A 14,345-nucleotide genomic window follows, 5' to 3' on the forward strand; every position below is an offset into this window, starting at 1 on the left:
CCTCCTGGCGCTATGGCTGACGCGCATGACGCGCTTCACAGTCAATGGAAATCCAGTCGAATATCTGCTCGATCCGGGCACCCCGCTGCTGTGGGCGCTGCGCGACGCATCGCACCTTACCGGCGCGAAATATGGCTGCGACGATGCAAGCTGCGGCGCATGCACGGTCATTGCCGATGGCGAGGCGGTGCGCGCCTGCACCGTCTCGATCACTGCGATGGAAGGCCGCTTCATCACAACCATTGAGGCGCTGTCGTCGGCCCGCAACCATCCGCTGCAACAGGCCTTCCTCGCTGAAAATGCGGTACAGTGCGGCTTCTGCACGCCGGGCATGCTGATGGCCGCCGCTGCACTGCTCGAAAGCAACAGCAACCCCAGCGACGATGAGATCGATGCCGCGATCACCAACCTGTGCCGTTGCGGCGGCTATCCCCGCATCAGGCGGGCGATCAGGCGGGCGGGCGAGGCGATGCGCGGCGTCGGGACTTTGGCTCCCCCGCCGCAGACCGGAGGGGACGAAGCGACCTAATCCTTCGCCAGCACCGTCAGCGCAGCCGTGACCATCGCTTCGACTCCCGTTGCGATGGTCGGTTCGGGATGGGGCGCCCAGTACGGGCTGTGGAGCGAAGGCAGCTTGCGTGCATCGCCGCCGGCTGCGTCCCATTTGTCCTGCGGCACCCCGCCGACCCAGAAGATCATGCTCTGGATCGTGCGGTCGGCCAGGTAGAACCGCCCGAAATCCTCGCCCGCCATGGTCGGGGGAATCTGTTTCACCCGATCCTTCCCGAACCTTTCGGCAAAGGCGGCGGCGACCTGTCCGGTCAGCGGCTCGGTGTTGAAGGTGGATGGAGTCGGCGTTTCCTCCAGCTTCACTTCGGGCAGACGATCGTCGGCTATGCCCGCCGCCATCGCCTCTCCCCGCACGATTCGGGCTATGCCGTCGAGCAGGGTCTTCCGCGTCTCCTCGTCATAGCTGCGCACCGTCAATTGCAGCCGCGCTTCATCGGGGATGATGTTGTGCTTGGCCCCGGCGTGAAAGCTGCCGACGGTCACCACCCCCGGCTTTTGCGGATCGATCTCGCGGGCGACCAGTGTCTGGAGGGCGCTGACGATGCGCGATGCGAGCACGATCGGGTCGCGCGTCGTGTGCGGGGCCGATCCATGGCCGCCCAGGCCTTTCACCGTCACATCCACCGAATCGACATTGGCCAGCGCATAGCCGGGCGAATAGCCGATGGTCCCAGCGGGAAGACTCGCCGAATCATGGAGCGCCAGCACATGGCCGGGTTTGGGAAAGCGGGTGAACAGGCCGTCGTCCAGCATCCTCTTTGCGCCAAGGCCCAGTTCCTCGGCCGGCTGGCCGATCATCACCAGCGTGCCCGACCAGCGGTCCTTCATCGCCACAAGCCGCCGGGCCGTGCCGATCCATGCGGTCATGTGGATGTCATGACCGCAAGCGTGCATCACCGGGGTCTCGAGCCCATCCGGAGTCAGCGCCTTCGCCGAGCTTGCATAAGCGAGCCCGGTCTGCTCGTGCACCGGCAGCGCATCCATGTCGGCACGGATCATCAGCACCGGGCCGGGGCCGTTCTTCATCACCGCGACCACGCCGGTGCCGCCGACTCCCTCGGTCACCTGAAAGCCCGACTTGCGGATCTCGGCCGCCAGCCGGGCAGCTGTCTGTTTTTCCTGAAAGGACAGTTCCGGATTGCGGTGGAAATCCCGATAGAGGGCGAGAAGCGCGGGCATGTCGGCCCGAACCGCATCGGCCAGCGGGTCAGCCGCCGCAGGCATGGCCATGCTCGTCATTGCCGCCGCCAGAATGACATTGCGAACAACCCTCATTTCCACCCCCAGCATTCGTCTTCAACCGGCGGGCGTCAACTCGATGATGTCGAGATTGGATTCCCAGCGCGGCCAGGGCATCGCCAGCCGCCACCGCGCCTCTCCCACCCGCTCCACGACACCCGCGACGTCGCGGTCCACATCGGCCCCATAGGCCATGGGCCTGCCTTCATCGCCAAGCTCAATCGTGCCGAGAAACACGCCCCGGCGCGGCGCATCCGCCCACATCATGCCTTTTTGCCTTTGCGATCCGGTCAGCTTGGCGAGGCCCAGCCTCCCGCCCGGCTCGGCCGTCACCGCGCAATGGAAGGGCGGATAGGCGATGTAATCCAGCATGCCGGGGGATTTCGCGCCGATCTTGATCGTGCGGCAGGCATAGCTTCCGGGTGACGGCAACGGGTCGGGCAACGCCACATCGGGGTCCGCAAGCGGTCCAAGCGCATCCAGCTCAGGCCCATGGCCGGCCGCCCGCGCCTGCTGAAGCGCATGGGTCCACGCTGCGCGCAGGCGGCGCAACCGATCCCGGTCGGCGCTGGTGGCGATCTGTCTCCATTCGCCGCTTTCGTCCGCCGCCGGAGGCTGTGTGTCAGGCCTGCCGCCTCCGAAAATCCCCTGGAACATCTGGCAGCCGGACAGGGAAAGCCCCGCCAGCGCAATGAATATCCAGCGTGATGTTGCCCACCCCATGCCATGAACCTAGCCGAGAAGGGCCTTGTGGCAACCGCTTTATGCTGCAGTCCAGCCCCCATCCATGGAAAGATTGGCCCCGGTCATGGAGGCGGCCTCTTCCTTGCACAGGAACAGGGCCAGCGCGGCTACCTGATCCACGGTGACGAACTGCTTGGTCGGCTGGCCCGCCAGAAGCACATCGTTCATAACCTGCTCGCGCGTCATGCCACGCGCTTTCATCGTGTCGGGAATCTGCTTTTCCACCAGCGGTGTCCAGACATAGCCGGGACTGATGCAGTTGACCGTGACCCCGAAGGTCGCAAGCTCCAGCGCCGCCGTCTTCGTCAGGCCCGCAAGCCCGTGCTTGGCCGCCACATAGGCCGCCTTGAAAGGCGATGCGGCCAGCGAATGGGCCGATGCCGTGTTGATGATCCGCCCCCATGTGCGCACTTTCATGCCCGGTATGGCGGCGCGGATGGTGTGAAAGGCGGAGGACAGGTTGATGGCGATGATCGCATCCCACTTGTCGATCGGAAACTCCTCGATCGGCGAAACATGCTGGATGCCAGCATTGTTCACCAATATGTCGAGCGTGCCGAACGCCGCCTCATGCTGGGTCACCATTTCGGCGATCTGGTCGGGCCTGGTCATGTCGGCGGGCGAATAGCGGGCGGTCACGCCGAACTCCGATTCCAGAGCGGCGCGCTCCTTTTCGATGGCGGCCGCCTCGCCAAAGCCGTTGATCGTGACGTTCGCGCCCTCGGCCGCAAACGCGCGGGCCGTGGCAAGCCCGATGCCGCTGGTCGATCCGGTCACAAGCGCGCTCTTGCCCTTCAGAAACATCGGGAAACTCCTCGGTCAGTCCTTGGTGAGATCGAAGGCGGCGGTTTTCCCGTCCACCAGATTGTGCGCGATCACTCCGCTCTTGTGCATCGTCTTGCGGACCGCCGCGCTGCCCGCGGCCCAATGCTCCAGCATGGACCGGCGCGAAAATTCATAGTCCTTGCTGTTGCTTTGCCACCGGCGTGACCGGTGGATCAGATGGACGACCGAGACCGGCATTTCTCGCGCCGCGTCGCACAGCATCTTCACATCCTCGGCGTCCTGCATGTCCGGGGGAAGCCTGTCGAGCAGCGTGGCAAGCGCGGTCTGCAGCTTGCGCCGTTGCATCAGCATGTCGGTAGTCATGCGGGTGCGGCTTGAATAGCGGATGTCCTTTTCCCGCGCGGCCGCCTCGAACCAGGTGGTTGGCGTTGCGCCTTCCGCCGGAAACAGATCGACCTGAAAGACAAGCGTCGGGGCGTATTGATGATCCAGAATGTGCTGGAGCGGCGTGTTGGAAACAAGGCCGCCGTCCCAGTAATGTTCGCCATCGATTTCGACAGGCGGCAATCCGGGTGGAAGCGCGCCAGACGCCATGACATGATCGACGGTGATCCGCCGCTCACTGCTGTCGAAATAGACGAAATTGCCAGTGCGGACATTAACGGCGCCGGCGCTGTATCTGACCGGCCCTTCGTTCAGCAGGTCGAAGTCGACGAGGCTCGTCAGCGTCTGGCGCAGCGGCCCGGTATCATAAAGGCTGAGCGCCTCCGAAGTGCCGGGCATGGCGAGGAGCGGTGGCATCATGCGCGGCCGGAAAAAACCGGGAACGCCCGCCATCGCCACCCAGGCGGCGCTCCATTCGTCCACCAGTTCGCGAAGGCGTTCGCCGTGCCATAGCGGAAAATCCGGCAGCGAGGATGACACGATATCCCAGAACCGTCGCAGCCGTTCCAGCCGGTGCTCGGGCGGATTGCCTGCGATCAGCGCCGCATTGATGGCACCGATGGAAATGCCCGCAACCCAGTTGATCGGGACATCCCAGTCATCGAGCGACTCATAGACACCCGCTTGATAGGAACCGAGCGCGCCGCCACCCTGAAGCACCAGCGCACAGCATTCCGGCAGGGGGAGCGGCTCGGTCTCCGTCAGGCGGCCGGCGCGGCTGTAGCGGCGATCAGGTTGGGCATCGGCCATGACCCAATTTACTGCTGCATCGCACAAAAACAACCGGGATGAAGATGGCGGCCGCCTACCCCCTCGGACGGACGCCCCGACGCCCTTCCACCAGCGCATGGACGATGCCGCGCAGCGTGCGGACTTCCTTCTCGCTCCAGCCGGGCCGGGTCAGCAGGTTCCTGAGCGTGCGCTTCGATGACGCAACCCGCGCCGGGACGTGATAATAACCCGCCGCCTCCAGCGCATCGTCCACCTGGCCGACCAGCCCGTCGATCGACGCCTGCGACGCCGGGCCTTCGTAATTGTCGATCACCATTTCAGGCTGGCCGGCCTGCTTCGACCATTCATAGGCGGCGAGGATCACCGCCTGCGCGAGATTGAGCGATCCGAAATCGGGATTGACCGGCACCGTCAGGATCGCCTGCGCCAGCGCCACGTCATCGGTTTCAAGGCCCGACCGTTCCGGCCCGAACAGCAGGGCGGAGCGTTCCGGCCGGGCGCGCATTTCGCCCGCCGCCATTTCCGGCATCACCACGGGCTTGGTCAGCCCCCGCTTGCGGACGGTGGTGGCATAGACATAATGGCAATCGGCGATCGCCTCCTGCACCGTGTCGAACACCCGCGCATTGGCGAGCACCACGTCGGCGCCGCTCGCGGCCGGACCTGCATCGGGATTTGGCCAGCCGTCGCGCGGAGCGACCAGCCGCATATCGACAAGCCCGAAATTTAGCATCGCCCGCGCCGCCTTGCCGATGTTTTCGCCCAGTTGCGGGCGGACGAGGACGATGGCGGGCGGTTGCGGCGAAGGGCCGCTCACCCTTTCCCCGCCTCGCTGACCGAGCCGGCGAAATCCTCGAAGTCCTTGGCCTCGGTGAATTCCTTGTAGACGCTGGCGAAGCGGATATAGGCGACCGGGTCCAGCGCCTTCAGACCGTCCATGACCATCTGGCCGATGGAATCCGCCTCGACGTCCGTCTCGCCCTGGGTTTCCAGCTGGCGCTGGATGCCGGACACCAGCCGTTCCATGCGCACGGCCTCCACAGGGCGCTTGCGGCAGGCGATCCTGACGGAGCGCTCCAGCTTTTCGCGGTCGAAGGCCTCGCGCTTCCCGCCCTTCTTCACCACCATCAGTTCGCGAAGCTGCACCCGCTCGAAGGTGGTGAAGCGCGCGCCGCAGCCTTCGCACTGCCTGCGCCTGCGAATGGAAGCGCCGTCCTCGGTCGGACGGCTGTCCTTCACCTGACTGTCGTCATGGGCGCAGAAGGGGCAGCGCAAGTCCTACCGCCCCGTGTAGATCGGGAAGCGCGCGGTCAGCGCCTTTACCCGCTCGCGCACGGCAAGCTCCACCTGGCGATTGCCGCCTTCCGCGCCACTGGCCTTCAGCCCATCGAGCACATCGGCGATCAGGTCGCCGATCTCGCGGAACTCCGCCACGCCGAAGCCGCGTGTGGTGCCTGCGGGCGAGCCGACGCGGATGCCGCTCGTCTGGGTGGGCGGCAGCGGATCGAAGGGGATGCCGTTCTTGTTGCAGGTGATGCCCGCATGCTCCAGCGCCTCGTCGGCTGCCTTGCCGGTGAGGCCCAGCGGGCGCAAGTCGACAAGCGCCAGATGCGTGTCGGTGCCGCCCGCCACCAGATCGGCCCCGCGCTCCTTGAGGCGGCTGGACAGCGCCTTGGCGTTTTCCACCACCGCCTTTGCATAGAGCTTGAAGTCGGGCTGCAGCGCCTCGCCAAACGCCACCGCCTTGGCCGCGATCACGTGCATCAGCGGCCCGCCCTGAAGGCCCGGGAACACCGCGGAGTTGATCTTCTTGCCGATCGCCTCGTCCCGGCTCAGGATCATGCCGCCCCGGGGGCCGCGCAAGGTCTTGTGCGTGGTGGTGGTGACGACATCGGCATGGGGCAGCGGGCTGGGGTGGACGCCGCCCGCCACCAGCCCCGCAAAGTGCGCCATGTCGACGAACAGATACGCGCCCACCTTGTCGCAGATGGCGCGGAACCGCTCGAAATCGATGAAGCGTGGATAGGCCGAGCCGCCCGCGATGATCATCCTGGGCTTGTGCTCCAGCGCCATCGCCTCAAGCGCGTCATAGTCTATGAGGTGGCTGTCCTTGTCGACGCCATATTGCACGGCGTTGAACCATTTGCCCGACAGCGCGGGCCTTGCGCCATGCGTCAGGTGCCCGCCCGCATCCAGCGACATGCCGAGGAAGGTGTCGCCGGGCTGGAGCAGCGCCAGCATCACCGCGCCATTGGCCTGCGCGCCCGAATGGGGCTGCACATTGGCGAAGGGGCAGTCGAAAAGCTGCCGTGCGCGCTCGATCGCAAGGCTTTCGACCTCGTCCGACGGGCCGCAGCCCTGATAATAGCGCTTGCCGGGATAGCCCTCGGCATATTTGTTGGTGAAGATCGATCCCTGCGCCTCAAGCACCGCCTGGCTGACGATGTTCTCGCTGGCGATCAGTTCAATCTGGTCCTGTTGGCGCTGAAGCTCATGCGCCACGCCCGCCGCGATCGCCGGGTCGGCGTCGCCGAGGCTGCGGGTGAAGAAGCCGTCCGGTTGCACCGGGTTGCTGGATGCGGTTGCGCTGCTCATGGACGGAGCCTCCTCGGACTTGCTCAAGATAGCCTAGATTTGCGGATTGGACAGCTTTTCGACACGACGCTGATGCCTGTCGCCGCCGAACTCGGTTGAAAGAAAGGCCGCCAGACAATCCCTGGCGGTTTCAATGCCGATCAGCCGCGCGCCCATTGCGATGACATTGGCGTCATTGTGCTGACGGGCAAGCCGCGCCGACAGATTGTCTGATACGAGCGCGCAGCGCGCGGCCGGATTGCGGTTGACCGCGATTGAAATGCCGATGCCCGATCCGCACAGCGCCACGCCCCAGCGCGCCTCGCCCGATGCGATGCTGGCCGCCAGCCGGTAGCCATAGTCGGGGTAGTCCACGGAGTCCGCCGTCGCCGGGCCAAGATCGGCCACTTCAAAGCCGTTTTCGGTGAGCCACGCGCCAAGCGCGGCCTTCATCTCGATAGCGGCGTGATCGGATGCGATGGCGACCCTGTCGGCCATGTGATTGTCCCTGCGAGGTGCGAGTCGGTTGATCGCCGCCTCTCTAGGGCCGGTGGGGAGCAAGCGCAACGCAGTGTTGCACTACCCCCGCCGAACGCGACCGAAGCCGTACGCGCCGGGAGCGGGGTCAGGCAGCGGAGCCCCTCAGCATCCGGACGATCGGCTCGACCCGGGGCGAAGTGTCGAGCATCTGGCCGACGCCGCTGCTTTCAAGCGGTCGGGCGACGAACCAGCCTTGCAGGTGGGTGCATCCCACCTCCTTCATCAGCTTGGCCTGTGCTTCGTTCTCGATCCCCTCGGCGACAATCTCCAGCCCCAGCCTGCGGCCCAGCGTGACGACAGCCTCGATGACGGCGACGGCGTCGCTGTTTTCCTCCACCCCCTCGATGAAGGACCGGTCGATCTTCAGCCGGTCGAACTGGAAGCGCCGCAGATAGGACAGCGAGGAATAGCCCGTGCCGAAATCGTCGAGCGCGATGCGGAAGCCATGCTCGCGCAGGTCCTTCAACGCCTGGCCCGCATAGCCGGTCGCGTCCATCATCACATTTTCGGTGACTTCGAAGATGATCTGCGAGGGCCTGACATGGGCTGCAGCGACCATGCGGATGACCCGCCGGACGAAGCCGTCCGCCTTGAGCTGCACGGGCGAAAGATTGATCGCGACCTGAAGGCCGGGCCAGCGGCTGATGTCCTTCAGCACCTGCGCGATGACCCAGTCGCCAAGCGCGGTCATCTGGCCGGATGTTTCGGCGATCGGAATGAACTCTTCGGGGGAAATCGGGCCGTGTTCCGGATGTTCCCAGCGCAGCAACGCTTCAACGCTGTTGAACTTCGGCGCTCCGTCGATCGTCAGCACGGGCTGATAGACCATCTTGAGCTGTCCGCCGGAGATCGCCCGCTTCAGGTTCAGTTCGGTGTCGCGGCGGCGCTCCATCGCCTCGGCCATTTCAGGACGGAAGATCACCGCGCGCGAGCGGCCCGCCTCCTTGGCCCGGTACAGCGCGATGTCCGCGTCCCGCATCAGCCCCGCCGCGCTGGTATAGGGCGAGGAAGGGATCGCGATTCCGACGGAGGCGGAAATCGATACGTCCTGGACCCCGGCCGGCACGGGCGTGGTAAACGCGTTGCACAGGGCGCGCCCAAGCTTCCACCCCGCCAGCGGATCGGCGGCGGGCACGATCACGCCGAACTCGTCGCCTCCAAGCCGGGCGAGCAGCGCCCCTTCAGGCACGGCGCCGCTCAGCCTTTCCCCGGCGGAGCGGACCAGCGCATCCCCGGCGTCATGACCCAGCGTGTCGTTCACCTCCTTGAAGCGGTCGAGGTCCAGATAGGCGACCAGCGGCTTGTCCTCCCGGCCTTCCTCCCAACGCGCAAGCGCTTGGGTGAGACACTCGATGAACATGCGGCGGTTCGGCAGGCCGGAAAGCGTGTCGATGCTGGCAAGTCGCACCGCCTCGCGTTCGCTCTGCTCCATGCCGCGCGACATCGAAAGCATGCGCTGCAAGAGGGCGACGCTGGCATAGGCCCCCCAGGCCGTGCCAAGCGCAAGCAACGGCAGGATCATGTAGAGCAGGCTCTTGCCGGGATGGCTCGGCGTCCATGCAAGCATGCCCAGGACTGTTCCATCGTCTGCGACCAGAGGGATGCTCGCCTCGGTTTCTTCGTTCGGGATACCGCGGTGCAAGCCGGCGATTTCGCCGGCCTTGCCCAGCGCGGCAAGCCTTTCAGCGTCCAGCCTGATGATCGAGATGATCACCGGCGGCCGGCCCGGCCCTGCCCGTCCGGCGGACGTGGGAACCACCGTCATCGCGCTGACAATCACAGGATGCTTTTTATCCCGCAGCAGGTGCGCGGACCAGCGCAGTGCCCTTGCGCCCTCGATTTCCTCAGGCACGTCATGGACCGATGTGAAGTCCCCGCCCCGCTGTTTCAATCCGGGATCGACTTTACCGGTGCGAATCTGGCGCAACAGCCGATCGGCGAGCGGATGGATTTCCTCGTCGCCGCGCGCCCGCAGGCCGCCGTTCTCGCGCGGATAGGCGTAGACGGGACGCTCGTTTCCATCGAGCAGGAAGACCCTGTCATGGCCATAGCTGCCCGTCAGATAGGCGCCGACTTCATTGTCGAGCCATTCTTGGTCGCCGCTCCGGATGCGCTGAACCGCTTCGTCCCAAAGGGCCACGCTCTTCTGCTCGTTCAGCGTGCGCGTGACGAGACGGTCGATCTCGCGCTCGATCGTCCGCTCCTCCATTATTTGCGCGGCCCGATTCATCGACAGGCCGGCCGATGCGACGACGATCAGCAGGATGAGCGAGATCACGATCGTAAGCACGGCGATGATCGTCGCCGTTCGTCGCGCGCCTGCGACCGGCGTCAAGCCGCTGGGAGCGACCGCCGTTCGCAACAGTTCCGATAAAGAGACACCACGGACAACGAACGACACAGGCTGGCCACCCTAATTAGACCGGCCGCCATCCTGCGGTACAAGTGGTAACTCAAAAGTTAGCGGTCCCTCGGCATGGGGCAGCGTTACGGTGTCACCGGAAAACATGCGGCGTTACGCCGCGAATCGCCTGCTGATCAGGGGGCAGTTACAGGCCCGATGTTACAGAAAGGCGACAACGGGTGCGAAACGATCGGCAATCAGGCGGCCAGCCTCATATCCAGACGGTCCCATATCTCCACCAGCGCCTTGGTGAGATCGTGCATCATCGCTTCGTCATGGGCCGGACCGGGTGTGAACCGCAGCCGCTCGGTCCCCCTTGGCACGGTGGGATAATTGATGGGCTGAACGTAGATGCCGTATTCCAGCAGCAATATGTCGCTGATGCGCTTTGCCTTCACCGGATCGCCCACCAGCAGCGGCACGATGTGCGTGACCGAAGGCATGACCGGGAGCCCCGCGTCGGCGAACAGCGCCTTCAGTTTTGCGGCGGCGGCCTGCTGGCTGTCGCGCTCGACCGACGAGCCCTTCAAATGCCGGACGCTGGCGAGCGCACCTGCGACCAGCACTGGCGAAAGCGAGGTGGTGAAGATGAAGCCCGGCGCATAGGAACGGATCACGTCGACGATGTTGCGATCGGCCGCGATATAGCCGCCCATCACGCCGAACGCCTTGCCGAGCGTCCCTTCGATGATGGTAAGGCGGCACGCCGCGTCGTCACGATCCGATATGCCGCCGCCCCGCGCGCCGTACATGCCCACCGCATGCACCTCGTCCAGATAGGTGAGCGCGTTGTACTTGTCGGCAAGATCGCAGATCGCATGGATCGGCGCGACGTCGCCGTCCATCGAATAGACGCTTTCAAAGGCGATCAGCTTTGGCGCATCCGCCGGCGCGGCCTTCAGCAGTTCTTCCAGGTGGGCGAGGTCATTGTGCCGCCACACCTTCTTTTCGCAGCCCGCGTTGCGGATGCCCGCGATCATCGAGGCGTGGTTCAGTTCGTCCGAAAAGATGATGCAGCCCGGCAGCAGCTTCGCCAGCGTCGACAATGTCGCTTCGTTCGACACATAGCCGCTGGTGAACAGCAGCGCGGCCTGCTTGCCATGGAGATCGGCAAGCTCCGTCTCCAGCTCGACATGATAATGGGTGTTGCCGCCGATATTGCGGGTGCCGCCCGATCCGGCGCCGACATCGTGCAGCGCCTCTTCCATCGCGGCGATCACCTTGGGATGCTGTCCCATGGTGAGATAATCGTTGGAGCACCAGACGGTGATCGGTCGCGAGCCATTGTGGCCGGCAAAGCAGCGCGCATTGGGATATGCGCCCTTGTTGCGAAGTATGTCGATGAACACCCGGTAGCGGCCTTCGGCATGAAGGCGGCGGATCGCGTCATCGAAAACCCTTGCGTAGTCCACTGGCGAACATCCTCTCGCGCTTTCCGCGCGTTTAATGCCATTCCGGCCCATATTCCAGCGCGAACGGCTCGCAACAGCCGCCCGCCCCAAGCAGGCGCTCCGCACCTGGCTGCTACGTCAAAGATAGTCGATTTGATCGAGCCCGTAACCCCCAAGCCCCTGCTTCAGCGCGGGCGGTATGTCGATCCTGCGGGTGAAGACAATGATCCCGGGCTGCGCGACCGCCGGCCATGGCTGTCCTTCCGTCAGGAACTGGACCCGTCGGGCGATTCCATCTCCGCCGTGCATGAAGTGCAGGCCCTGCGGCGAGGCGGCGCGCAGTTCATCCTCCACCAGCGGAAAATGCGTGCAGGCAAGGACGACGGTGTCCATGCGATCGCCACCGGGCTGGCTGATCAGGCCCTCTAGGGCGGCGCGATATTCGGCCGGGTCCGCCGCGACGCCCCTGAGCTTGGCCTCGGCCAGTTCGACAAGTCGCGCGGACCCGTGGCGCAGCACGAGGCAATCCGAGGCAAACTCCGCGCTCAGCCGGTCGACATAGGGCTGGCGCACGGTCGCATCGGTGCCGAGCACGCCGATGACCCGCGTCTTCGACATCGCCGCCGCAGGCTTGATCGCCGGCACCGTTCCGACGATCGGCAGGTCCAGCGCGCTCCGGACCGCCGCAAGCGCGATGGTGGAGGCGGTGTTGCATGCGATCACCACCAGCCGGGGACGATAGCGTTCAACGAGACGCCCGAGCAGCGCCGGAACGCGGGCGGCGATTTCCGCCTCGGTCTTGGTGCCATAGGGAAAGCCGCCATTGTCCGCGACATAGACAAGGGGTGCGGCGGGCAGCAGGCGGCGCGTGGGCGCGAGCACCGACAGTCCCCCGACCCCGGAATCGAAAAACAATATCGGCTGCGCGGCGTCCATCGCCGCCGATTAACCCATCACGAGCGGCGCTGTAACGATATTTCTGCCCCCCATGCATGTTGACGCGATACCGTCACATCGCCTTTCTATCGGTCCCGCAACGAAGAAGGGCAGCCGGTGGATATCGCAATTGTCGTGGTCGCGGCGTTTCTGGCGTCAGGGCTGACGCTCTATTCGGGCTTTGGCCTCGGTACCGTGCTGCTTCCGGTCTTCGCGATCTTCTTTCCAGCCGAAGCGGCCCTGGCGGCGGTGGCGGTGGTCCACCTGCTCAACAATCTGTTCAAGGGCGTGCTGGTCGGGAAATCGGCACACTGGCCCACGATCCTGCGTTTCGGCCTGCCAGCGATTCCGGCGGCGATCGCCGGTGCGGTCGTTCTCGGCTGGCTCGGACAGACCGAAGCGGCGTTCACCTGGCAGCCGGGCGGGCGAAGCTTCGCTCCGTCCGGCGCGGGGCTCGCCATCGGCGTTTCGATGATCCTGTTTGCGCTGCTGGAGCTTCAACCCTGGTTCCAGCGCCTCGCCGCGCCGCCCAGGATGATGCCGCTGGGTGGGGCCATCATGGGCTTCATGGGCGGGCTGACCGGGCAGCAGGGGGCGTTCCGCTCCATGTTCCTGCTGAAATCGGGGCTCGACGCGCGTCATTTCATCGCAACCGGCGTGATCCTCGCCATCATGGTCGATCTCAGCCGCCTGCCGGGCTATTTCGCCGCCTTTTCCGGCGACCATCTGCCGCTTGGGGGACGGCAGACACTGCTGATCGCGCTTGCCACCCTGTCCGCCTTTGCAGGGGCATGGATCGGCGCGCGCCACATGAAGAAAGCGACGATCGGCACGGTTCGGTTGATCGTCGCCGGATTGATGCTTCTGGTGGGCGCAGCGCTTGCGCTCGGCGTAACCGGCTGAGCCTCGCGGTCACACCATGGCGGCCGGATTCACCTTCAGCCAATCGAGATAGGCGCTCATCGCACCCGACGCCTCGTCGCTCAGCTCGATGAAGATCCGCCGCCCGTCGTTATTGTCCGCCCGGCGGACGAACAGCCCTTCGTCGGTCATGCTCTTGATCCACCGGAGCGCGGTGGTGGCGGGGACGGCCGCCGCGATGCACAGGCTGGAGACCGACACCCGCTTATGCTCCAGCCGCGCCGCCATCAGGTCGAGCAGCATGTCCCAGGCCGGATCGGCGAACAATTCGTTCCGGAAGAACTGGTCGCGGGTCCGCCGCGCCCGGATCAACGCTCGCACCTGCGCCCCGGCGGCCGCCGCGACGTCTGCGGTCATCGGCGGCGGCGGCGCGAACCGGACGCGCTCTGGCATCGACGGCGTCGGCGGGCTTTCCGCGAGCGTCGCCAGTGTCCTGGCGATTCGGCCGATCTCCTCGGAGAGCTGCACCAGCCTGCGGCCGTCCGCCAGGCCCGCGACGTCGTTGAGGCGCGACGTCCGCGTGGTGCAGGCCATCGCAACCGCTGCGATGACTTCCGCCGGACCCGGCTGGCAGAGTATCTGGACATCCGAATGGCCGGCCGCACCAAAGGCCGTATCGATCAGCGACGCCGGCACGATCAGCACGCCGCGCCCGGCCCCCTCGGTAGCCATCATGTTCAGTCGCGCCCCGATCCGTTCAAGCTGATGCGCGGGCGTGCCGATGTCGGCATGGACGACCACCGCAGAGATGCTCACCATCCGGTCCAGCCGGTCTTCGAGTCCAGCGAGCGGCAGACTGTCGACGATCCGCGCGTCTATGGCAGCCAGCGCCGATTCGATGATCCGGCCGCCGCTGATGTTGTCACTTGCCACCAATACGGATGGTGCGTCGCCGTAGCGCCCGACACTATTTACCTCCGTTTCAGTACCAATCATGGCGGCACTCCATCCCAAACATCCGCGTCGACAATGCTTAAACGGGCAAAATTGTCCTGTTTCCAGTGAGACTTGAATCCATTTCGGATGAAATGCGCGTGGCGTGGCATTCCCATCCGATCCGAAGC

At 65.2% G+C, this 14,345-nt stretch carries 14 protein-coding genes; 2 read left to right on the forward strand and 12 right to left on the reverse strand.

Annotation, left to right across the window (positions count from 1 at the left end):
• Positions 1 to 25 precede the first annotated feature (25 nt).
• Complete coding sequence (locus tag BSL82_RS09890; RefSeq protein ID WP_072598718.1) at positions 26 to 529, forward strand: (2Fe-2S)-binding protein; 504 nt, start codon at positions 26 to 28, stop codon at positions 527 to 529.
• Here BSL82_RS09890 and BSL82_RS09895 read toward each other — a convergent pair.
• From BSL82_RS09895 to murI, 11 genes are all read right to left on the reverse strand, one after another.
• Positions 526 to 1,845, reverse strand: a complete 1,320-nt coding sequence (locus BSL82_RS09895) for an amidohydrolase (protein ID WP_072598717.1) — start codon at positions 1,843 to 1,845, stop codon at positions 526 to 528. The genes BSL82_RS09890 and BSL82_RS09895 overlap by 4 nt on opposite strands.
• A 21-nt stretch (positions 1,846 to 1,866) precedes the next feature.
• Entirely contained in the window at positions 1,867 to 2,532 is a 666-nt protein-coding gene (locus BSL82_RS09900; protein ID WP_072597244.1) for a DUF4893 domain-containing protein, read from the reverse strand.
• A gap of 39 nt (positions 2,533 to 2,571) precedes the next feature.
• Positions 2,572 to 3,357, reverse strand: coding sequence for a 3-hydroxybutyrate dehydrogenase (locus BSL82_RS09905; RefSeq protein WP_072597246.1), 786 nt, complete (start codon positions 3,355 to 3,357; stop codon positions 2,572 to 2,574).
• 15 nt (positions 3,358 to 3,372) lie between these two features.
• A complete protein-coding gene (locus tag BSL82_RS09910) occupies positions 3,373 to 4,533 on the reverse strand; it encodes a patatin-like phospholipase family protein (protein ID WP_072597248.1) in 1,161 nt (386 codons plus the stop codon).
• A gap of 55 nt (positions 4,534 to 4,588) precedes the next feature.
• Positions 4,589 to 5,332, reverse strand: coding sequence for an RNA methyltransferase (locus tag BSL82_RS09915; protein WP_072597250.1), 744 nt, complete (start codon positions 5,330 to 5,332; stop codon positions 4,589 to 4,591).
• Positions 5,329 to 5,790 carry a transcriptional regulator NrdR gene (nrdR, locus tag BSL82_RS09920; RefSeq protein ID WP_072597252.1) on the reverse strand — a complete coding sequence of 154 codons (462 nt, stop codon included), beginning with the start codon at positions 5,788 to 5,790 and terminating at the stop codon, positions 5,329 to 5,331. Before nrdR ends, BSL82_RS09915 begins: the two co-directional genes overlap by 4 nt.
• A gap of 3 nt (positions 5,791 to 5,793) precedes the next feature.
• Positions 5,794 to 7,110 (reverse strand): serine hydroxymethyltransferase, encoded by a 1,317-nt coding sequence (glyA, locus tag BSL82_RS09925; RefSeq protein ID WP_072597253.1) that lies wholly within the window; start codon positions 7,108 to 7,110, stop codon positions 5,794 to 5,796.
• 33 nt (positions 7,111 to 7,143) lie between these two features.
• Positions 7,144 to 7,587, reverse strand: coding sequence for a ribose 5-phosphate isomerase B (gene rpiB, locus BSL82_RS09930; RefSeq protein WP_072597255.1), 444 nt, complete (start codon positions 7,585 to 7,587; stop codon positions 7,144 to 7,146).
• A 127-nt stretch (positions 7,588 to 7,714) separates the two neighbouring features.
• Positions 7,715 to 9,964 (reverse strand): putative bifunctional diguanylate cyclase/phosphodiesterase, encoded by a 2,250-nt coding sequence (locus BSL82_RS09935; protein WP_072597257.1) that lies wholly within the window; start codon positions 9,962 to 9,964, stop codon positions 7,715 to 7,717.
• Between the two features lie 266 nt (positions 9,965 to 10,230).
• Entirely contained in the window at positions 10,231 to 11,445 is a 1,215-nt protein-coding gene (gene hemA, locus BSL82_RS09940) for a 5-aminolevulinate synthase (RefSeq protein WP_072597259.1), read from the reverse strand.
• Between the two features lie 117 nt (positions 11,446 to 11,562).
• A complete protein-coding gene (gene murI, locus BSL82_RS09945) occupies positions 11,563 to 12,360 on the reverse strand; it encodes a glutamate racemase (RefSeq protein WP_072597261.1) in 798 nt (265 codons plus the stop codon).
• Between the two features lie 117 nt (positions 12,361 to 12,477).
• On the opposite strand from murI, the gene BSL82_RS09950 reads away from it, so the two are divergent.
• The gene (locus BSL82_RS09950) at positions 12,478 to 13,263 is read left to right on the forward strand and encodes a TSUP family transporter (protein WP_072597263.1); all 786 of its coding nucleotides are present in this window, start codon (positions 12,478 to 12,480) and stop codon (positions 13,261 to 13,263) included.
• A 9-nt stretch (positions 13,264 to 13,272) separates the two neighbouring features.
• Here BSL82_RS09950 and BSL82_RS09955 read toward each other — a convergent pair whose 3' ends face one another.
• On the reverse strand, positions 13,273 to 14,217 hold the full coding sequence (locus BSL82_RS09955; RefSeq protein ID WP_158010811.1) for a helix-turn-helix domain-containing protein: 945 nt from the start codon (positions 14,215 to 14,217) through the stop codon (positions 13,273 to 13,275).
• Positions 14,218 to 14,345 lie beyond the last annotated feature (128 nt).

Source organism: Tardibacter chloracetimidivorans (genome assembly GCF_001890385.1).
Lineage (GTDB): Bacteria > Pseudomonadota > Alphaproteobacteria > Sphingomonadales > Sphingomonadaceae > Tardibacter > Tardibacter chloracetimidivorans.